Source organism: Flavobacterium sp. NRK1 (assembly GCF_024054175.1).
GTDB lineage: Bacteria > Bacteroidota > Bacteroidia > Flavobacteriales > Flavobacteriaceae > Flavobacterium.
Genome location: NZ_JAMXLA010000001.1, coordinates 1,400,702 through 1,421,771, shown reverse-complemented (window position 1 = coordinate 1,421,771; position 21,070 = coordinate 1,400,702). Strand labels below are relative to the sequence as shown.

At 37.0% G+C, this 21,070-nt stretch carries 19 protein-coding genes; 11 read left to right on the top strand and 8 right to left on the bottom strand.

Annotated features, from left to right (window positions below; translation table 11 throughout):
• Positions 1-47: 47 nt before the first annotated feature.
• Together NHE85_RS06725 and NHE85_RS06720 are read left to right on the top strand one after the other, a co-directional pair.
• Complete coding sequence (locus tag NHE85_RS06725) at positions 48-1,682, top strand: NADP-dependent glyceraldehyde-3-phosphate dehydrogenase (protein WP_252810940.1); 1,635 nt, start codon at positions 48-50, stop codon at positions 1,680-1,682.
• 481 nt (positions 1,683-2,163) lie between these two features.
• Positions 2,164-3,681: a tetratricopeptide repeat protein gene (locus NHE85_RS06720; RefSeq protein WP_252810938.1), complete on the top strand. Its 1,518-nt coding sequence runs from the start codon at positions 2,164-2,166 to the stop codon at positions 3,679-3,681.
• Here NHE85_RS06720 and NHE85_RS06715 read toward each other — a convergent pair.
• Positions 3,654-3,866 (bottom strand): hypothetical protein, encoded by a 213-nt coding sequence (locus NHE85_RS06715; RefSeq protein WP_252810936.1) that lies wholly within the window; start codon positions 3,864-3,866, stop codon positions 3,654-3,656. The two genes, NHE85_RS06720 and NHE85_RS06715, sit on opposite strands and share 28 nt — an antisense overlap.
• Before the next feature lie 150 nt (positions 3,867-4,016).
• Here NHE85_RS06715 and NHE85_RS06710 point away from each other — a divergent pair, with 150 nt between their 5' ends.
• From NHE85_RS06710 to NHE85_RS06700, 3 genes are all read left to right on the top strand, one after another.
• Complete coding sequence (locus tag NHE85_RS06710) at positions 4,017-4,424, top strand: hypothetical protein (protein ID WP_252810934.1); 408 nt, start codon at positions 4,017-4,019, stop codon at positions 4,422-4,424.
• 259 nt (positions 4,425-4,683) lie between these two features.
• The gene (locus NHE85_RS06705) at positions 4,684-5,478 is read left to right on the top strand and encodes an HNH endonuclease (RefSeq protein WP_252810932.1); all 795 of its coding nucleotides are present in this window, start codon (positions 4,684-4,686) and stop codon (positions 5,476-5,478) included.
• Positions 5,468-6,094, top strand: coding sequence for an HpaII family restriction endonuclease (locus NHE85_RS06700; protein WP_252810929.1), 627 nt, complete (start codon positions 5,468-5,470; stop codon positions 6,092-6,094). The genes NHE85_RS06705 and NHE85_RS06700 overlap by 11 nt, the downstream gene beginning before the upstream one ends.
• 80 nt (positions 6,095-6,174) lie before the next feature.
• Here NHE85_RS06700 and NHE85_RS06695 read toward each other — a convergent pair whose 3' ends face one another.
• A complete protein-coding gene (locus tag NHE85_RS06695; RefSeq protein WP_252810927.1) occupies positions 6,175-6,414 on the bottom strand; it encodes a hypothetical protein in 240 nt (79 codons plus the stop codon).
• A gap of 455 nt (positions 6,415-6,869) precedes the next feature.
• Between NHE85_RS06695 and NHE85_RS06690 the strand changes: the two genes are divergently transcribed.
• The gene (locus NHE85_RS06690; protein ID WP_252810925.1) at positions 6,870-8,219 is read left to right on the top strand and encodes an ammonium transporter; all 1,350 of its coding nucleotides are present in this window, start codon (positions 6,870-6,872) and stop codon (positions 8,217-8,219) included.
• 42 nt (positions 8,220-8,261) lie between these two features.
• Positions 8,262-8,783 carry a nuclear transport factor 2 family protein gene (locus NHE85_RS06685; RefSeq protein WP_252810923.1) on the top strand — a complete coding sequence of 174 codons (522 nt, stop codon included), beginning with the start codon at positions 8,262-8,264 and terminating at the stop codon, positions 8,781-8,783.
• Positions 8,784-8,844: 61 nt separating this feature from the next.
• Here the strand turns inward: NHE85_RS06685 and NHE85_RS06680 are convergent, their stop codons facing one another.
• Positions 8,845-9,795, bottom strand: coding sequence for an L-threonine 3-dehydrogenase (locus NHE85_RS06680; protein WP_252813283.1), 951 nt, complete (start codon positions 9,793-9,795; stop codon positions 8,845-8,847).
• Positions 9,796-10,051: 256 nt separating this feature from the next.
• Between NHE85_RS06680 and NHE85_RS06675 the strand changes: the two genes are divergently transcribed.
• From NHE85_RS06675 to NHE85_RS06665, 3 genes are all read left to right on the top strand, one after another.
• Positions 10,052-10,693, top strand: coding sequence for a hypothetical protein (locus tag NHE85_RS06675; protein ID WP_252810921.1), 642 nt, complete (start codon positions 10,052-10,054; stop codon positions 10,691-10,693).
• A gap of 64 nt (positions 10,694-10,757) precedes the next feature.
• Entirely contained in the window at positions 10,758-14,072 is a 3,315-nt protein-coding gene (mfd, locus tag NHE85_RS06670; RefSeq protein WP_374676573.1) for a transcription-repair coupling factor, read from the top strand.
• Between the two features lie 147 nt (positions 14,073-14,219).
• On the top strand, positions 14,220-14,609 hold the full coding sequence (locus NHE85_RS06665) for a hypothetical protein (protein ID WP_252810918.1): 390 nt from the start codon (positions 14,220-14,222) through the stop codon (positions 14,607-14,609).
• A 56-nt stretch (positions 14,610-14,665) separates the two neighbouring features.
• Here the strand turns inward: NHE85_RS06665 and NHE85_RS06660 are convergent, their stop codons facing one another.
• The 5 genes from NHE85_RS06660 to NHE85_RS06640 form a co-directional block, all read right to left on the bottom strand.
• Positions 14,666-15,784, bottom strand: a complete 1,119-nt coding sequence (locus NHE85_RS06660; protein ID WP_252810917.1) for an MBL fold metallo-hydrolase — start codon at positions 15,782-15,784, stop codon at positions 14,666-14,668.
• Positions 15,785-15,843: 59 nt separating this feature from the next.
• Positions 15,844-16,422 (bottom strand): TetR/AcrR family transcriptional regulator, encoded by a 579-nt coding sequence (locus NHE85_RS06655; RefSeq protein WP_252810916.1) that lies wholly within the window; start codon positions 16,420-16,422, stop codon positions 15,844-15,846.
• Positions 16,423-16,522: 100 nt separating this feature from the next.
• Positions 16,523-17,182, bottom strand: a complete 660-nt coding sequence (locus NHE85_RS06650; RefSeq protein WP_252810915.1) for an aspartate kinase — start codon at positions 17,180-17,182, stop codon at positions 16,523-16,525.
• A 205-nt stretch (positions 17,183-17,387) separates the two neighbouring features.
• Complete coding sequence (locus NHE85_RS06645) at positions 17,388-17,747, bottom strand: YraN family protein (protein ID WP_252810914.1); 360 nt, start codon at positions 17,745-17,747, stop codon at positions 17,388-17,390.
• The gene (locus tag NHE85_RS06640) at positions 17,747-18,706 is read right to left on the bottom strand and encodes an LD-carboxypeptidase (protein ID WP_252810913.1); all 960 of its coding nucleotides are present in this window, start codon (positions 18,704-18,706) and stop codon (positions 17,747-17,749) included. The genes NHE85_RS06645 and NHE85_RS06640 overlap by 1 nt, the downstream gene beginning before the upstream one ends.
• 193 nt (positions 18,707-18,899) lie before the next feature.
• Between NHE85_RS06640 and metG the strand changes: the two genes are divergently transcribed.
• Positions 18,900-20,963, top strand: a complete 2,064-nt coding sequence (metG, locus tag NHE85_RS06635) for a methionine--tRNA ligase (protein WP_252810912.1) — start codon at positions 18,900-18,902, stop codon at positions 20,961-20,963.
• Positions 20,964-21,070 lie beyond the last annotated feature (107 nt).

The following is a 21,070-nucleotide window of genomic DNA, read 5'->3' as shown; positions in this document are numbered from 1 at the left end:
TTGTAAGAATATTTTTGTTGAAATTTGTATCTCTAAAATTCTCTATTATGCAAACAACAAATGACCTGCAGAATGCCTTTCCGCATGAAAACGACATACCGGAAAGCATAAGGCTGTCTCAGCCCCTGCATCAAAAACGAATACTTATTAATGGCGAGTTTATTGACTGGAGCGGACCCGTCCATACCGTTTACTCGCAGATATTCGTGAAAAAAGAAGGACACGAAGCCGCTCCGCTTGAAATTGGCAGTTACCCTCTTGCTACAGAAAAAGAGGCAGAACTTGCACTCAAAGCTGCTCTTAATGCTCATGACTATGGCCGTGGCGAATGGCCATCGATGGGAGCCGAAGGACGCATTAAAGCTATGGAAGGTTTTACTAAGGGTCTTAAAGAGCATCGCGAAGAGATTGTAAAACTTATAGTTTGGGAAATTGCCAAAAGCGTTGCCGATGCCGAAAAGGAATTTGACCGTACTATTGAATATATTGAAGAAACCATTAAAACTGTTAAGCAGCTCCATAATGAGTCATCTATGTTTAGGGTTACTAATGGTTTTATAGGACAGATAAAAAAACTGCCCTACGGCGTTGTACTTTGCATGGGACCTTTTAACTATCCCCTAAACGAAACTTTTACCATGCTTATACCCGCACTTATAAATGGTAATTCGGTATTGTTCAAACCGCCAAAATACGGTACGCTTTTATTTAACCCTTTGCTCGATCTGTTTAAAGAACATTTTCCTAAAGGAGTTGTAAATACAGTATATGGGCGCGGGCGTGATATTGTACCTTATTTAATGCAGTCGGGCCATATAGATGTATTGGCATTAATTGGTTCAAGCAGGGTAGCCGACAGCCTTAAAAAAATGCACCCGAAATCTAACCGTTTACATGCTGTATTAGGACTGGATGCTAAAAATGCCGCCATTATATTACCAGATGCCGACCTTGAAGCTACCATAAAAGAAGTTGTTACAGGGACACTTTCGTTTAACGGACAACGATGTACCGCTTTAAAAATACTGTTTGTACATTCATCTATAGTAGATAAATTCAACAACCTTTTAGCCGAAGCAATAGATAAATTATCCCTGGGAATGCCCTGGGACAAAGGTGTGTCTGTAACTCCGCTTGCCGAACCCGAAAAACCGGGCTATCTTAAAGAATGTATCGATGATGCTATTGCATACGGTGCAACTATAATAAATGCTAATGATGGTGGTGGAAATCAGGGCTATTCTTTAATGAGACCCGCAATAGTATACCCTGCAAACCGCGATATGAAAATTTATTGGGAAGAACAATTTGGACCTGTTATACCTGTTGTTGCGTTTGACGATCCGGCTGCTCCTGTAGATTATATTACAGAATCTAAATATGGAATGCAGGCAAGTATTTTTAGTGAAGACCCTCAAAATATTTCGTTTTACATAGATCAGCTGGCAGGACAGCTTGGGCGTATAAACATTAATGCCCAATGCCAGCGTGGCCCCGATACCTTCCCTTTTAACGGACGTAAAGATTCGGCTGAAAATACTCTTTCTGTCTCTGAAGCTTTAAATGCCTTTTCGGTAGACTCAGTAGTTGTAACAAAACAAACTCCTTCTAACGAGGCATTATTACATGAAATATTGGTAAATGAAACATCAAAAAGACTTAATAACAAAGTGATCTTTTAATTTTAAATCTAAAAATCTAAATAACCCGCATGGCCGATCAGCATGCGGGTTATTTTTTTATAACGCAAGACTTTAAATATCAAATATCAACATAGTAAAACGTTTTTGTCAACACCTATGTCAACGCTGTTTTATTGGGAAATAATGTGACCTAAGATACTTTTACAGCAAATTAAATTAAACGCAGTTTGCTCTATTTTTTATTTGGGGTTAATTAGCAAAGCAACATAAAGATAAACGCAGTTAATTTAGGTTCAGCGGGGCTCTTTAAAAGAGATTTTAAGGGGCCTATTTTTAAAAAAATCTGAAACGTGGTTTGGTTGGATGCCTTGCGTTTCATAACCTGCAGGGTTCCTTATACCCCTGCAGGTTTTTTTATTGGATTTAATTTGAAAGCACTTTTATTCTCCTGATGTGTATGTATATTTTTTATGCATGAATACTAAATTACAGGTCATAAAAATTTATATTTGGTTTAATTATGGGGAAACATAAACTGAAACAATACCTTACTAGTTTAACAGCAATAGTACTATTGCTTTTTTGTATTGCCTGCAATAATAACAGACACGAAAAATGTGAAGCTTACACACCCCTCCTGCCTGACAGCCTTACCGAACTTGGAAGTAAAGATTGGGAAATAGGTAATTATCAGCAGGCACTGGAACATTTTTCTAAAGCCTATAAAAAATACAGGAAAGAAAAAAATGAGGAACAAATGGCCAATGTGCTTAACAATATAGGACTCGTACACTGGAGCCTGAGAAACAACGACGAGGCCATGGAATGCTATAATGAGTCTGCCCGCATTGCCGAAAAGTTAGGCCTAAAACGGTTATTAGGTTTAACACATACCAACAGAGCCTTAATTTATAAACAAACCTACAACTTCAAGCCCGCTTTTGAGCATAATAATAAAGCAATAGGATTATTTAAACAGCTTGACAACCATAAAGATCTTGCTATAGCGTATAATAATCAGGGGCAGTTGTACCGCTATTCGGAAAAACCTGATGAAGCTCTTACTTATTACAGATTATCGCTTGAAGAATGCGAAAAAAATAATTACACACAGGGACTTGCAACAGCATGGCAAAATATAGCTAATGTATATTCAGAAAAAGGCAACAGCAAAAAAGCCTTTGAAGCCGCACGCAAATGCCTTGATTATAGTTTACAATCTAAAAGTAAAGTGCGTATTAATGAGGCCTACCATAGCCTTTCTTTAAGCCATGAACGTTTTGCAGGTCCCGACTCGGCTTTGTATTACTACAAAAAACATCATGAAGTAGAAAAAGACATGATGCTGGCAAGCCAAAGCGAACGACTATCTCAAAATCAGGCCGATCTAAGTGTTGAAGTAAAAAACCTTCGCATAAAAAATCTGCAAAATGAAAAAGATATGGCCAACAACAGGCTGCTCACTATTGCCTTTGGCATACTTGCAGTAGTGTTAATAGCGGCGTTTTTTATATACCGCTATTTTTCAGGAATACATTTTAAGAAAAGGCAGCTTGAAACAGAGTTGTATAATTCACGTAAAATACTCGCAATAAAAGAACAGGAATTAAAAACATACATTATAGACCTTTCGGCTAAAAATGCTATCATTCAGGGGTTGCAGGAAGAAAACAATAATAAGGAATCTGTTGACGAAGTTAGCGACGACGAAATTGCCGGACTACTGGAACAAAAAATTCTGACCGATGATAACTGGGAAGCCTTTAAAACACGATTTAAAGCTATTTATCCCGGTTTCTTTGCCAATCTCAGGGAAAGCGGCATAACATTAACCGAAGCAGAAATACGGCTGTTGGTACTTATGCGCCTTGAGTTAAACAGTAAAGACATGGCTAATATTCTTGGTATTTCGCCCCAAAGCGTAAGGGTTTGCAAAATGAGATTGAAAAAGAAACTGCCTTCCGATAAATACTGCACCGTAGAAGACTTTTTAGCCAAACTCACCTGCAATTATAACTCCGGATGCTCCATAAGGTAATCTTTAAGCATTTCGTCCAGGGTTTCATAATATTTAGCCAAAGCCGATGCATCAACTTCAGGATGCTCAAACGAAGGTAAGGTTTCCTGTACTTCACTTAAATATTTAGAAAGCTCGGGGTACTTTTCCTGTATTAAGATAGTGATCTTAAGTATTTTTTCAGTTAGCTCTTTCTTAGACTCCATAACTTCTCATTTTGAGGGAATATCCTGTAAATTTAGTGATAAATTTTATTAACTATCTACACCTTTTCTTAGATCTTGTTTGCTGCTTCAAACTTTTTTTGGCACAGATGTTGAATTTACGCTAACAACTAATATTAAAATTGACAGATCATGAAAACGTTACAAACATTGCTGATAGGGTTAGCGTTTATGGCTGCCGGCAGCACACAGGCTCAGATTTCAGTTAGCCTTAATATGAATATCGGTACACCTCCTGCATGGGCTCCGCCCGTGCACACTCAAGTACGATACTATTACCTGCCCGAAATAAATACTTATTACGACGTTAGCACAAGACACTATATTTACATCAATCGCGGTCAGTGGGTGCGCAATGCCTACCTGCCTGCACCCTACAGAGGTTATAATTTATATAGAGGACCTAAAGTAGTGGTAACAAATTATTATGGAAGAACCCCTTACACCTACTACAAACCCCACAAAGTATATAAAAAACATTATAGAGGCCCGAAACACCACGGGCATCACGACTACCACGGACGTGGAAAACATTATTAAACAACGAACCGGCTTTAAGGCCGGTTTTTTTGTGAGGCCAATTGTAGGCTGCTAAATCAAATGGATGTTCTTATTTTTGTTTATGGTTAACCAACGGAGGTATATATTTATTCTGAACCAACCAACTACTTGCCCTCTATGTGGTGCTAAGACAGATATTATTACATCACATTTAAGCAACTTATTACCTCTACTACAAATCAATAAATGTCTAAATAAAAATTGTAGCTTTGAGTTTCTAACTGAAGAAGACTAGCTCATGCCTGAAAAACAAAGACCCTGGAGTAGAGAGGAATTGATCTTAGCGTTCAACCTTTATCTAAAAATAGAATTCGGGAAAACTCACAAAGGTAATTCCGAAGTTATTAAGCTAGCCAATATTATTGGAAGAACTCCCAGTGCCGTCGGAATGCGATTAGGAAATTTTGCTAGTTTAGATCCTTATCATCAAGATAGAGGTGTCGGAGGATTAAAAAATAGCGGTTCAGGAGTACAGCAAATATGGGAAGAATTCTCTAATAATAAAGAAGAATTAATTTATGAAAGTGAAAAAATATTAGCAGAAAAACAGCATTTAACCATAGAAGAAAAATATAGCGATTTACTTTTTGACATTAAAAACTTGAAAGGAGAAACAAAGATAAGAGCGGTAAAAACTAGGGTTAATCAATCTGTTTTCAGAAAAATGGTTGTTGCAAATTATTCTTCTAAATGTGCTATCACTGGAATTGATATTCCCGATTTATTATTTGCTAGTCATATTTTACCTTGGTCTAAAGATGAAAATAAAAGATTAAACCCTGAAAACGGTATTTGTTTGTCCGCTTTATACGATAGAGCATTTGATAAAGGGTATATAACTTTAGATGAAAATTATAAAATATTACTTTCTTCTTCTTTAAAGAAAAAGGAAAAAATGGAATACTATGGTAACTCATTTGCCTTAATAGAAAATAAAAGTATTTCATCGCCAAAAAAATACATGCCAAAAAAAGAATTTTTAGAGTATCACAGAGATGTGATTTTTGATAAAAAGGCAATTAATGATTATTAAACCCATTAAATACCACATATTAAAACCACCATTCCTTTTAAAAGGTTCTTCGAATACGGAATTTATTTACCGAATCGATAAGATAATCTTAAATAAAAATGATGTTGAAAATTTAAGTTCAACAAACATTTATTCAAAGATTAAATTTATTGAAGATAGAGGTGGAATTCTGAAATTCATTGGCTGTAGAAACAATATATTTTTCAATAATTTGATAATGATAGATAGTAAAATGTCAAAATTATTATCAGAAATTATGTTACTATCATATAGAATTGAACAGTATAAGCTACAGGACGTCATTAATTTACTTGAAAACGCAGATCCTTTAGACTATAAACACACTGACCTAATAAAAATATATAAATATAAAATAACTGAATTTTTTCGGTGTTTAGCATTAGGAATGAATCCAGTACAAGTTTGGAATAATGAGCCTAATTTATATGATCATTTCCCTATAATTAAAATTAAAGATGAAATAATTTATTATTCTGATAGTATAAAAAGATTTAATGAAATACTAATTTCAAAAACCGAAATAGAAAAAAACTTATTCGGTAAAATCTATTTTGAAGAAAAAATTGCTCATATAAAATTTAACACTTCAACTTAATCTAAAAACTTAAACGGCTGCGTTGTCATCATTATAGAAACGATAGACAAGGCAGCCGTTGGGGGTTAAGCAGTTCTGGTTTACTGAAGATCAATCCTGAGCTTGTGTCCGGTAAAAGCCTCAATAGATCCCTGATAGTCAGTTTCATCCCAGTTGGTATCCTCATGGATATTTTCAAATTCTTTAGCCCATAAGATAAACTCGGCAATATCAGTTCTTGAATCTCCTGAAAAAAATCCCTTCTGCCCTGCAATAAATGCAATGTCGGCAATGGCCTCGAAGAGCTTGTAGTCTTCGATGGTGTGTTCTAATGTGTTCATTGGTTTGGTTTGGTTTGGTTTTGTTTTTATTTATTGATTGGACGATACAATGTTATAAAAAACCTCGACACAATTAGCATGTCACTTTAACGAGTTATTAACATTAACACTCTCTATTACAACACGTTGTCGAATATTTCCTACGTTTCGTCGATCGGTTTTGTACTTCAATTATTCTGCCAAAAATTTACGGAAAACCACATTTTAAAACATACTGATAAAACTAATTTTAATCAGGGCAAAATTTCAAATTGTAATTAAATAACCTTCAGCTTTTTAACATAACTTTAGGTATTACTATAAAATTGCATTGCATTTAAAAAAATATTAATTTGTTAAAACTGAAATTTTAGAGGCTAAATAAGCTTAAATTTTGTCAATCCCCTAAAAATCACCGCAGAGTGCGTCATAAAAAATATATTAATTAACTTTACCCCTATAAATTATAGGGTATAATGGAAAAGAAAATAGAAAAAAGATGGATTGCTGCCTTTTTAATTACCACTGCTGTTGCAATAACAGGGCTTTTTTGGGATCATGCTGCTGTTAACGCTAGTTCTGCACAATTTAATTCAACAGATAGTATTGTTCCCGCCGATGTTGCATGGCTGCTTACCGCTTCCTGCCTGGTCTTGCTAATGACCCCGGGATTATCATTCTTTTATGGCGGAATGGTAGGTAAAAAAAATGTGATCTCTACTATGCTTAAAAGCTTTATCTGTTTAGGTGTTATAAGCCTGTTATGGGTAGTAGTAGGATTCAGTTTGTCGTTTGGAAGTCCGCTTGGTATAGAAATAGCAGGTACACATTATGGACTTATAGGCAACCCGTCAGATTTTGCTTTTTTCGATTTTGTAGATGAGCATCCGCACTCAAAAATGGCAGCTACTATACCTTTTATATTGTTTGCCCTTTTCCAGATGAAATTTGCCATAATTACACCTGCTATTATAACAGGAGCACTCGCAGAACGTATCCGATTCATATCATTCCTGTTATTTATTTGTTTGTTCTCTATATTTATATATGCTCCACTTTGCCATATGGTATGGCACCCTGAAGGACTGCTTGGGGCGTATTTTGGCGTAAAAGACTTTGCCGGAGGCACCGTAGTACACATGAGTGCCGGATTTGCAGCCATTGCCGGAGTACTTTGCCTTGGCAAACGAAAAAACCTTGAACATATACCTACCAACATTCCGTTTGTACTGTTAGGCACAGGAATGCTTTGGTTTGGATGGTTTGGTTTCAACGCAGGCTCTGCGCTCGCTGCCAATCACACCGCTGCTATGGCTTTTGCCACAACCACTATAGCATCAGCTTCCGCTATGCTTACATGGTCTTTCTTTGACAGGCTCAACGGCAGAAAAGTTTCGGCTCTTGGTGCGTGTATCGGTGCAGTTGTTGGCCTGGTAGCCATAACCCCCGCAGCCGGATTTGTTTCTGTACCTAAAAGTATTTTCTTTGGCTTTGCAGCAGCTATAGTATCTAATATTATGGTAAACTGGAAACGCCTTAAACGTATAGACGATACCCTTGATGTATTTGCCTGCCATGGCGTAGGCGGTATTATGGGTATGATACTTACCGCTATTTTTGCCGAGGGTGATAATGCCAGTTTAATGCATGGCGGGTGGAATGTATTTGGCCATCATATGATAGCAATTGTACTTGTTGCAGCATTTTCTTTCTTTGGAGCCATGGCATTATATAAAGTTACCAATTTCTTTATTCCGCTTCGTGTTTCTGAAGAAGCCGAAGAATTGGGACTTGATATTTCGCAACATAACGAAATGCTGGGGTAATTTTCACAGGATATTTTTTTACTTTTATAAAAAAGTCATCCCATGAAAAAACTAACTGTTATCTGTACTATAGTATCACTTTCTATTAGCACTTACCTTTTGACGAAATCACCCGAAACTAATAAGGCTGATGAAACCAAAACTATTAATGTTCTTTTAGACAACTGGCACAACGCCGCCGCTAAAGCAGATTATAATGGCTATTTTAGTAAAATTGCCGACGATGGCATTTATATTGGAACTGATGCTAATGAAAACTGGGACAAAAAAGCTTTTGCTACTTTTTCCGGACCTTATTTTATCAGTGGAAAAGCGTGGGACTTTAAAGCCCTTGAACGCCACGTTTATTTTAGCAAAGACGGAAAAACTGCATGGTTTGATGAATTGCTGGATACCTGGATGAAAATTTGCCGCGGATCCGGGGTATTAGAAAAAGAAGGTAACGATTGGAAAATAAAGCATTATGTTCTCTCTATGACAATACCTAATAACGTTACCGATAAAGTAATTCCGCTGAAAGCAGAATATGAAAATACTTTGATCGAGAAACTACAGAAAAAATAGATCTAAAAGCGAATGGCAGGTATCTCCTGCCATTTGCTTTTAATATAACTAAATAGTGTAATTATTCTGCTTTCTCACTTAAATGCTCAAGCATATCTGCAGTCATTGAAGCCAGATCAAAATCATGTTTCCATCCCCAATCCTGTCTTGCACTGCTGTCGTCAATACTTTGCGGCCAGCTGTCTGCAATTTTCTGACGGAAGTCAGGCGCATAATCTATAGTGAAATCAGGTATTTCTCTTTTAATTGCTTCTGCTATTTCTTTAGGCGTAAAATCCATAGCCGAAAGATTGTAAGATGAGCGTATTTTAATATTCTCAGCAGGTGCCTGCATAATTTCAATTGTAGCACGTATAGCATCGTCCATATACATCATTGGCAAACGTGTTTCTTCGCTAAGAAAGCAGGTATATTTGCCATCAGCTAACGCCTTATGGTAAATATCTACCGCATAATCTGTAGTACCGCCTCCCGGAGGTGTGCTCCAGCTTATAAGGCCCGGATAACGGATGCTTCGCACATCTACCCCATAAATTTTATTATAGTATTCACACCACCTTTCACCCGATTGCTTGGATATACCGTAAACGGTAGATGGCTCCATAACGGTATATTGCGGCGTATTTTGCTTAGGTGTAGTAGGACCGAAAACGGCAATACTGGATGGCCAGAATATCTTTTTTATTTTTTCAGCTTTGGCAAGGTTAAGCACATGGAAAAGCGAATTCATATTCAAATCCCATGCAAAGGCAGGGTTTTTCTCCGCAGTTGCAGAAAGCAGTGCTGCCATAAGATATACTTCCTCTACCCCATGCTTTTCAATTATGGTTTCTATCTGATTAAAATCAAGTGCATTTACAACCTCAAAAGGGCCCGATGCCACAAATTCAGGCTCACCTTTACGGATATCCGAAGCTACTACCGCCTCAGTTCCATATACACTCCTAAGTTTTTTGGTAAGTTCGGTACCTATCTGGCCACATGCGCCTATAATTAAAATTTTTGCCATAATTGTTGATTTATGGGCACAAATATAATGCTTTCAAATTATGAATTTTAATCTGTGGCCCAGCTCCTGTAACTTTTTTTTGAAAGATTGTGATTTTATCGACGCTCATAATGCAGTATCCTGAAAAATAAGATACTATTGATAATTCTTTATAGTAAACCTTCCAGGATAATTTTATATTAAATCTTTCCAAAGAATTGCTTTACACTTCTTACATATTGGTGTAACATTTGTAAATTTGCTTTTTCAATCATGAAACATGAAATACCTGAAACTCATTGTGCTTTGCTGCTTTTCAATATTACTTTTTTCCTGCAAGGATGACGAGGCGCAACGTATAGCCGAAACTGCAAAGGCGGCAAAACTAAACGATTCTATACTTAAAGTCATAAATGAGAACTGGAAGTTTGATGTAGCTCCACCCACCCCAAAAGTAGCTGAACAGATAAAAGGCTGGAATGAGTGGCAGCAATACAATACCGAATTAATGCAAAAGCCTACCGGCTCACTAAATGCCTTCAGGCAAAAAAGCAAAAACCTTGTTATTAAGTCTGACGAACTAAAAAATAATATTCCGTCATTTTTTAATAAACCTCAGGTTCGCAGCCGCATTGGTGTACTTAACACTAAAATAAAATCACTTTACACTTACATCAATCTGGAGGTAATACCTGAGAAAAGAGTAATGGCTCTTATTAAAGAAGTTGCACATGAAACAACTTCGCTGCAAAACCAGATGAATGAAATGATCGTAATTAGCGAGATAAAAAAAGAAGCAGGAGAGGAAGAAATGCTTAAAGCTTTAGACACGGTTCGAATGGCAAATCCTGAAAATCAGTTAAGAACACAAACTGTTACGCCGCCGGCACGCCCGGGAATTTCAAATATAACGCGCAACTGAATACAGCAATAAATTGAAACCTGAAATAGTAGACAGATACAGCCAGTCGGCGAAAGTAAAACAAATCGTTGCTGCACTACAGCAGCGCGAAAACAAAATCCAAATAAAAGGACTTTTGGGCTCTGCCCTTTCTTTTGTTACAGACCCTTTGTTCCGCCAGAGCGAACTTCCTTTTCTTTTAATTCTTAAAGACAAGGAAGAGGCTGCCTATTACCTTAACGACCTTGAACAGCTTATAGGCGATCAGGATGTATTGTTCTATCCGGGCTCGTATCGTCGTCCTTACCAAATTGAAGTAACAGATAATGCCAATATACTGTTGCGTGCAGAAGTGCTAAATCGTATTAATTCGCGCAAAAAACCAGCTCTTATTGTTTCCTACCCAGAGGCTTTGTTTGAAAAAGTTGTTACCCGAAAAGAACTTGAAAAAAACACCCTAAAAGTAGCGGTAGGCGATCAGGTTTCTATAGATTTTATAAATGAGGTACTGTTTGAATATGAATTCCGCCGTGTAGATTTTGTTACCGAACCCGGCGAGTTTTCCGTTCGCGGGGGTATTGTAGATGTATTCTCATTCTCTAATGATAATCCGTATCGTATTGAATTCTTCGGTAATGAAGTGGACAGTATACGTACATTTGATGTTGCTTCTCAGTTATCGTTAGACAAAAAGAATAAAATCACGGTTATTCCAAATGTAGAAAATAAGCAGCTGCAGGAAAAACGTGAAAGCTTTCTGGAATATATAAACGAAAAAACAGTTATCTTAATTCAGAATACCGAAGCCTTATTTGCTCAGCTTGACGTTTTATATAAAAAAGCAACCGAAGCTTTTGAAAAGCTTTCTAAAGATATTAAGCATGCCACACCCGAAGAACTGTTTCTTAATCAGGAGGCATTTATAAAAAAGGCATTAGACTTTACTATTGCCGAACTTGGAAATAAAACTGTTTTTAAAACACAAAAAACTTTTGAATATCATATACAGCCTCAGCCATCATTTAACAAGCAGTTCGACCTGCTGCTTAACAATTTAAGCGATAATCATGGTAATGGCTATAAAAATTATATTTTTTGCGCTAATGAGGCACAGGCAAAACGTTTTCATGATATTTTTGAAAGCCTTGACGAAGCCAACCATGAGGATATAAGAAAACAATATAAAACCATTGTTTTTCCTTTATATGAAGGCTTTATTGATGAAGAAAACCAAATTGCCTGTTATACAGATCATCAGATATTTGAGCGTTACCACAAATTCAGTATTAAGAATGGCTACTCAAAAAAAGGAGCAATTACTTTAAAAGAGCTGAACTCATTATCTGTAGGTGATTATGTTACTCATATAGACCATGGTATTGGAAAATTTGGCGGACTGCAAAAAATACAGGTAGATGGCAAAACACAGGAAGCCATAAAACTTGTGTATGCAGATAATGATATTGTGTATGTAAGCATACACTCGCTGCATAAAATTTCTAAATATAATGGTAAAGACGGTGCACCGCCCAAAATATATAAGCTGGGCAGCAGTGCATGGAAAACACTTAAACAAAAAACAAAAGCAAGGGTAAAACACATTGCTTTTAACCTTATACAGCTTTACGCAAAAAGAAGACTGGAAAAAGGATTCCAGTATGCGCCCGACAGCTATCTTCAGGCAGAGCTTGAATCATCTTTTATTTATGAAGATACTCCCGACCAGGTTACTGCTACCCGTGATGTAAAAGCCGACATGGAAAGTGAGCGACCTATGGACCGCCTTGTATGCGGCGATGTTGGTTTCGGTAAAACAGAAGTCGCTATACGTGCTGCATTTAAAGCTGTAGATAATGGTAAACAGGTTGCCATATTAGTGCCTACAACCATATTAGCCTATCAGCACTACCGCACTTTTAGCGAAAGGCTTAAAGATATGCCGGTAAGTATAGGCTACCTTAACCGTTTCCGCACAGCAAAACAAAAATCAGAAACCTTAAAGCAGCTTGCCGATGGTAAACTGGATATTCTTATAGGCACCCACCAGCTTGTAAACAAAAATGTACAGTTTAAAGACCTTGGACTTTTAATTGTAGATGAAGAACAGAAGTTTGGCGTAAATGTAAAAGACAAGCTTAAAACCATAGCTCAAAATGTAGATACGCTTACTTTAACCGCTACCCCAATACCAAGAACACTTCAGTTCTCGCTTATGGCGGCACGCGATCTATCTGTAATTACTACTCCTCCGCAAAACCGCTACCCTATAGAAACTCAGGTAGTCGGCTTCAACGAAGAGGTTATCCGTGATGCTGTTTCTTACGAAATTCAACGTGGCGGACAGGTATTCTTTATTAATAACCGTATTGAAAATATTAAAGAAGTAGCCGGTATGATTCAGCGACTGGTACCCGGTGCAAAAGTGGGCGTAGGTCATGGACAAATGGATGGTAAAAAGCTGGAAGAACTTATGCTTGCCTTTATGAATGGCGAGTTTGATGTACTTGTAGCAACTACTATTATAGAAAGCGGACTTGATGTACCTAATGCCAATACAATTTTTATAAATAATGCCAATAATTTCGGGCTGTCTGATCTGCACCAAATGCGTGGACGCGTAGGCCGAAGCAACAAAAAAGCATTCTGCTACTTTATAACACCTCCTTATTCTGCCATGACGGAAGATGCCCGTAAACGCATACAGGCACTGGAGCAGTTTAGCGAACTGGGCAGCGGTTTTAATATTGCCATGAAAGATCTTGAAATACGAGGTGCAGGTGATTTATTGGGTGGAGAACAAAGCGGTTTCATAAACGAGATAGGTTTTGATACCTATCAAAAAATTATGAATGAAGCCATTGATGAGCTTAAAGAAAATGAGTTTAAAGATCTTTATGATGAAGCCGAAGGAGATAGCGGTAAAGAAAAGGAATATGTAAAAGACCTGCAAATTGATACTGATTTTGAATTACTCTTCCCGGATGAATATGTAAACAACATTACCGAACGTCTTAACCTTTACAATGAGCTGGGTGCTATTAAAGATGAAGAAGGCCTTGTAGCTTTTGAAGCCAAGCTTATCGACCGTTTCGGGCCATTGCCAAAACAGGCACAGGCATTGCTCATAAGCATGCGTATAAAATGGCTTGCCACTAAAATGGGACTCGAAAAACTGGTGCTTAAGCAGGGTAAAATGGTAGGTTATTTTGTAGGCGACCAGCAGTCAGACTATTACCAGTCTCCTGCTTTCAGAAAGGTTTTACAATTTGTACAGCGTTACCAGACACTGGCTAAAATGAAAGAAAAGCAAACTAAAAACGGCCTTAGGCTATTGCTTACATTTGAAAATGTAAAATCACCTAAAAAGGCACTGGAGCTTTTGGAAATGGTTTTTGAATAGCCAGGACATTACAATAAAAGAATCGTTAAGAACTCATTAACAACAGCACTAATAAATTGGTTAAAATTAGGTTAAATCCTACATTTTAAGAATGTTTAAAAAGCCGGAAATATATATTTGCCGGACTAACATTTAATACCAATACGTATGAAAAATCCTTTCATTTATCTGTTTGCTGTATTCATGACAGCAGCATCGCTGACATCATGTTCAGGCGACGACGACAAAGGTTCTGTTTCTTCAAGAGAAATTAAGTATGAAATAACAGGAAACTATTCGGGTAGTAATATAGATGTAACCTACACTGAAAACGGTGGAGGCACAACGACAGAAGTATCTCAACTACCATGGAGCATGACCTATACCGCGGATAATGATACTTATGCAGGAGGATTTAGCGCTTCTGCCATTGACGCTGCACCTGGTGAAAAAATTAAGCTTAGTGTTTATCAGGGTTCTAAACTTAAAAAATCTATAGAGGGCACAGCCGATTCTGATGGTATTATTGTTGCCTCAGTAAGTGCATCTTTTGACTAAAACTGAATGGTAAATAAAAAAACGCCGGTTAAGCTATACTTAACCGGCGTTCTATTTTACTCCAGCCCCAACCACCATTCGGTAAATACTTCATTCTTGGTAAGGCTTGCCTTCTGCCCAATCATAGGTGTGACAAGTGGTATATTTTGTTTTTTTGCTGCAGCAGTAAGCCGTAGTATTGGCTCATCCCAATCATGCAATGCCAGCGAAAACTTTGCCCAGTGTACAGGCATAAGTTTTTTAGCTTTCAATTCGGCAGCAGCCTTTACAACTTCTTCGGGCATCATGTGTATATATTTCCAATATTCATTATACTGTCCGCATTCTAAGATAGCGAGGTCAAACGGACCAAATTTATCTCCTATCGCCTTATAATGGCTATCATAACCTGAATCTCCACCCAAATATAAATTAAGTGTTGGTGTTTTCAGTACAAATGACATCCATAAAGCCGTATTTCGTTTTAACCCTCTTCCTGAGAAGTGACGCGCAGGTGTAGTATTCACCACAAAACCATTTCCTAGATCTATAGTATCATTCCAGTCCCGTTCTTCAATTATAGCAGTATCATAATCCCATCGTTCAAAATGTTCTGCTGTACCCAGACCTGTAATTATCTTTTTCACCTTGCCTTTCAATTTCAATACAGTTTCATAGTCAAGATGGTCCCAATGGTCGTGAGATATAAACAATAAATCAATTTCCGGCAAATCATCAACAGTATATACATCACTCCCTGCAAATGCTTTTGTTGTAATACTTATGGGCGAAGCTGCGCCACTAAATACAGGATCCATCAAAATTGTTTTTCCATCTGCCTGCATAAAATAAGACGAATGCCCAAACCATACTATTACATTTTCTGAAGGGTCAAGATGAAGCAAATCTGTTTTTTGCGATGGCATTACATTTTTTGGCTTACTTCTTTTACTCTTGCTAAAAAAGAAATCTTTAAAAACAGTATAATAGCTTACCCCTTCTTTTAAATCGGGGGTATAACTAAGGTTTTGAAACTGCCCGTCTTTATAATTCTTAGATTGCTCTATTGCCTTTAGCCTCTCACCTGACGGACGCCTTCCAAAGCTTGGAGATTGCAAAAAAATTGCCACACCTACAACAAGCAGCACTACTATAACACCTAATATCATAACTATTTTTTTTATTCTTTTTTTCATTAATATTATAAATTCTTATTTTATAGACTGACTAATCACTCTACAATTTTTAAAAAAATTTAGGAAATCATTTTCCATAGCATATCAAAGCCATCTTTAATAACTTTTTTTTGTTCCTTTTCTGTGATCTGAGTTTTTAAAAGATATTGGTTTACACCAAAAATGTGGCTTGTCATTAAAGATAAGATTAAGTTAGTATCTCTATTTTTAATAGCTTTTTCTTTAATGGCTTTCTCTATCTGCGTACAGCTTTTGTTTAACTGCATTTTAATTTCTTCCGGCGGAATTAAACTTGTAAAAGGCGATGTATGAAACTGCTGTATAAAATAAAATTCATCCTGATTTTCTAACGACCAGTAGATAACTGAAGTAAACTGATTCCTGAATTTCTTTTTAGCGTTCTTAGCCTCGATTTCATTTATTTCAATATATTCTCCCATTCGGGCTTTAATATCGATATACAGCGAAACAATAAGATCTTCCTTTGTTTTATAATAATGAAAAAGCGTTCCGTTTGCCACTCCTGCCTCTTTGGCAATCTTACTTGTAGGGGTACCATGAAAACCATATTGAACAAACAGCCTCAAGGCTGCCGCCAATAAATCTTTTCGCTTATCATTTACAGATTGACTAATCACTCTGCAAAGATATATTATTTAATAATACTATAATTATTTTGATTGAAATAAAAAACCCTTCTGTAGTAGAAGGGTGGTATGTTATTATTCTTAATTACTTTTATAGGTTTTTAAGGTCTTTAATTACCTTAAATGCAAGATCAACTTCCTGTTCACTTACTAATATAGTAAACTCATAAGATGTAGAAATTACTTCGCTTATAATGATACCCTCCCATGCCAAACGCTGGAAGATGTAATAATATACACCCGGAGTAGAAATATTATCTTTAGGAAGCTTAACAGTTATCGATGCAAGATCTTCTGTACGCTCTATTTGTTTTTCATCTGCAAACAAGCGATCTACAATTGCATTCATAGAAGAACTTACCACAATATTAGTTTCATTTACACCTCTTGATGATGTATAAAAAACTTCAGGGTTAGTATTAATGCTGGCTATAAGTTCAGCCTGTTTATTAAGTATAGTATCAGATACAGCATAAGTAAAGTCTGTAAGCGATGAACGAACAGTAATTTCGCCTATAGCTCTCAGCACTTTTACTATTTTGTGGTTTACACGGAAATCAAGATCTTCAGACAGTCTTTTAAGCGACATTACTACTGCCCCCTGCTTTACATCTTTACCCAGTTCCTGTTCCAGTTCTGGCATCATGTTACGGGCCAGTGAAGTAAGGTTTATTATACCCTGCGATAACGCGCTTAACAAAAATGGTTTTGTTTTAATGTAGTGCTCTACTACCGATGAAATTGTCTTCATAGCCTAATCGATTGAGTTGTAGGTGTTTTTGCGAACAAATATAAAAAAATAAACAAATTGTTATATATTTAACAATGCAAAAATGTACAAAAAACATTCCGGCACAAAATTTTTTGCGAAAAAATATCAGTTAAATAAAAATAGAGGTTTTTTGAGTAGGGCTAAAATAGGAATATTTTTAACATAAACCACCTTTAATTGAAATTTAAAAATGGAAAAAAGCGTCTTCAAGATGTTCAATTTCAAACGTATTACCATTTTTAAAAACCGAAATTATATCAAACCGTACTTCGGCATCAATATCATTTTGTAATACATACTCATTTATAGCTTTTACAAGCAATTGAATTTTTTTTGGCTTTACAAAGTCCTGTGGCAAACCAAAGTCTAAACTGGATCGTGTTTTAACTTCTACAACAGCCAGTATATCTCCTTTTTGGGCAATAATATCAATTTCCGCTTTAAGATACACCCAGTTGGTCTGCAAAATAGTGTAGCCGTTCTTTTGCAAATACTCTACTGCTTTTTCTTCACCCAGTTTACCTAAATCGTTATGCTCGGCCATTAGTCAAAAATTATTTTTGTCTCCGATTCAGTTACTTCCATAGTTATCTGTTTTCCAAAAACCAGGGCACGGTTATCCTGAATATGTCCGGCAGGAAAATTAAAACAAATAGGGATTTTATATTCTTTAGTAATATCCTGTATAATTTCCAGTGCGTCATGCCCCCAGGGTATATCATTATCGCGCATTTTGCTCATTGCGCCAACAATAATTCCTTTTACATCTTTAAAATAGCCGTTCCTTTTCAGGTTCATCATCATTCGGTCTATATGGTATAAATATTCATCAAGGTCTTCAATAAAAATTATTTTTCCTTTGTAATCCGCTTCAGATTCCGAACCCATAATACTATATAGTACCGACAAATTTCCGCCTACAAGTTCGCCGTGTGCTTTACCTGTTTTGTTAAATGTATGCGCCGGAATTGTATATTCTATTTTCCCGCCAAATAGCCCTTTTCGTAAACCTTCTATAGCCTCGGGCGTAGCCCTGCTAACGCTTATACAAGCTATTGAATGTAATGTAGCAACATCAAGGTTGTTTATATGGCTGTGCAAAACGGTAAGATCACTAAATCCAACAATCCACTTAGGGTGCTGTTTAAATTTGGTAAAGTCTATCCTGTCTACCATCCTTACGGTACCATATCCGCCTTTAGCACTCCATATTGCTTTTATAGAAGGATCATCAAGCATTTGCTGAAAATCGGTAGCACGCTGCCAGTCGGCACCGGCTAGCTGATCGTTATTATCAAGCCCAATGGTTTTTCCTGTTACAACATTAAGCCCCCAGCTTTTAAGCAGTTTTATAGCAGGGTCAAGCGGAGCCATATCTACTTTTCTGGCAGTAGCTAAAATACCAACAGTATCACCCTTTTTTAGGTATGGCGGAATTTTAACCGGGTTTTGTGCCTGTAACGATATAGATAGTAACAGCAGTAATAAAAAAAGCCTTTGCATTGAATCTGTTTTGTGTTTAAACAAACTTAACCAAAATTTTTGCGTTACTCTTAAAACAAAGAGGTTTTAAGGCAAATTTCACAAATTGTAAGTAACACTAAAACACATATAATTTAGTACTGCAAGCTCAATTGTTAGCACAATAACATACCCAATAATTTCGTACTTTTGCATTTCTAAATTTACGAATGAGATGTTACAAGATCCAAAAAGATATACTATTACGGCTGCTTTACCTTATACTAATGGCCCAATACATATAGGTCACCTTGCAGGTGTTTATGTGCCTTCAGATATTTATTCACGTTTTTTAAGGCTTCAGGGCAAAGATGTGGCATTTATTTGCGGAAGCGATGAGCACGGAGTGGCGATATCTATGAAAGCTAAAAAAGAGGGCATTACTCCGCAACAGGTAATAGATAAGTATCATACCATAATAAAACAGTCTTTTGAAGATTTCGGTATTTCATTTGATAATTATTCCCGTACATCGTCAAAAATTCATCATGAAACAGCTTCAGAGTTTTTCAGGAAACTGTATGAAGAAGGTAAATTTATTGAAGAAATAACAGAGCAACTATATGATGAGGAAGCACACCAGTTTCTTGCCGACCGTTTTGTTATAGGTACCTGCCCAAAATGTGGTAATGAAGAAGCCTATGGTGACCAATGCGAAAGATGTGGTTCATCTCTTAATGCTACCGATCTTATAAATCCAAAATCGACTATAACAGGTAGTAAGCCGGTATTAAAATCAACCAAACACTGGTTCCTTCCGCTAGATCAGTATGATACTTTTTTGCGCGAATGGATACTTGAAGGCCATAAAAATGACTGGAAGCCCAATGTATTCGGTCAGGTTAAATCATGGCTGGATGACGGACTTAAACCACGTGCCGTAACCCGCGATCTTGACTGGGGTATTCCGGTTCCTGTAGAAGGTGCAGAAGGTAAAGTGCTTTACGTATGGTTTGATGCGCCTATTGGCTACATTTCATCTACTAAAGAATGGGCACAGCGTGAAGGAAAAGACTGGGAACCATACTGGAAAAGTGAAGACACTAAACTGGTTCACTTTATAGGGAAAGATAATATTGTATTCCATTGTGTAATATTCCCTGCTATGCTTAAAGCAGAAGGATCTTACATCCTTCCGGACAATGTTCCTGCAAATGAGTTTCTTAACCTTGAAGGCAACAAACTTTCTACTTCTAAAAACTGGGCTGTATGGCTGCATGAATATCTTGAAGACTTTCCCGGCAAACAGGACGTACTGCGTTATGCATTAACATCTAACGCACCTGAAACAAAAGATAACGACTTTACCTGGAAAGATTTTCAGGCAAGAAACAATAATGAGCTGGTAGCTATCTTCGGCAACTTTATTAACCGTGTGATAGTACTTACCAATAAATATTACGAAGGTGTTGTACCCTCGCCTAACGCATTTAGCGATGTGGACGAAGCTACACTTACCGAAATGCGCGCCTACCCTGCCGTTATAGCATCTTCTATAGAGCGTTACCGTTTCAGGGAAGCATTATCCGAACTTATGAACCTGGCACGTCTTGGCAACAAATACCTGGCAGACGAAGAACCCTGGAAAGTAATTAAGGACGATGCCGCACGTGTACAAACACAAATGTATGTTGCCCTGCAAATAGCAGCTGCATTAGCAGTGCTTTCTGAACCGTTCCTGCCGTTTACTGCTGCCAAACTTAAAAATATGCTTGCACTAAGTGAAGGCTCACTATCGTGGAACGATATTACACTAAAAGAAAAACTTCTTGTTGCAGGCAATAAAATCGGTCAGGCCGAACTGCTTTTTGCCAAAATTGAAGATGAAGATATACAAAAACAGGTAGAACGCCTTGAGGCTACAAAAACAGCCAATAAAGCCGAAAACAAAAAAGCTGAACCGCAAAAAGAGCTTATTACCTATGAGGATTTCTCAAAAATGGATATTCGTACAGGTACTATTCTGGAAGCAGAAAAAATGCCGAAAGCTAACAAACTTTTAGTACTTAAGGTAGATACAGGTATTGATGTTCGTACTATAGTTTCGGGTATTGCAGAAAGCTTTACACCGGAAGAAGTAGTTGGCAAACGCGTTACCGTATTGGTTAATCTTGCGCCCCGCAACCTTCGCGGTGTAGAGAGCCAGGGTATGATACTTATGACACAAAATGCCGAAGGCAAACTGGTATTTGTTAACCCTGACACTGATGCTGTAGGGAATGGCGAAGTGATTAGTTAAGATTTACTTTTCAAAATAGTAAGATGAGGCTCCCAATGGGAGCCTTATTTATTATACACTTTCTATAAAAATTTTCCATAACTTTATAAAACGCAACCTGCATAATC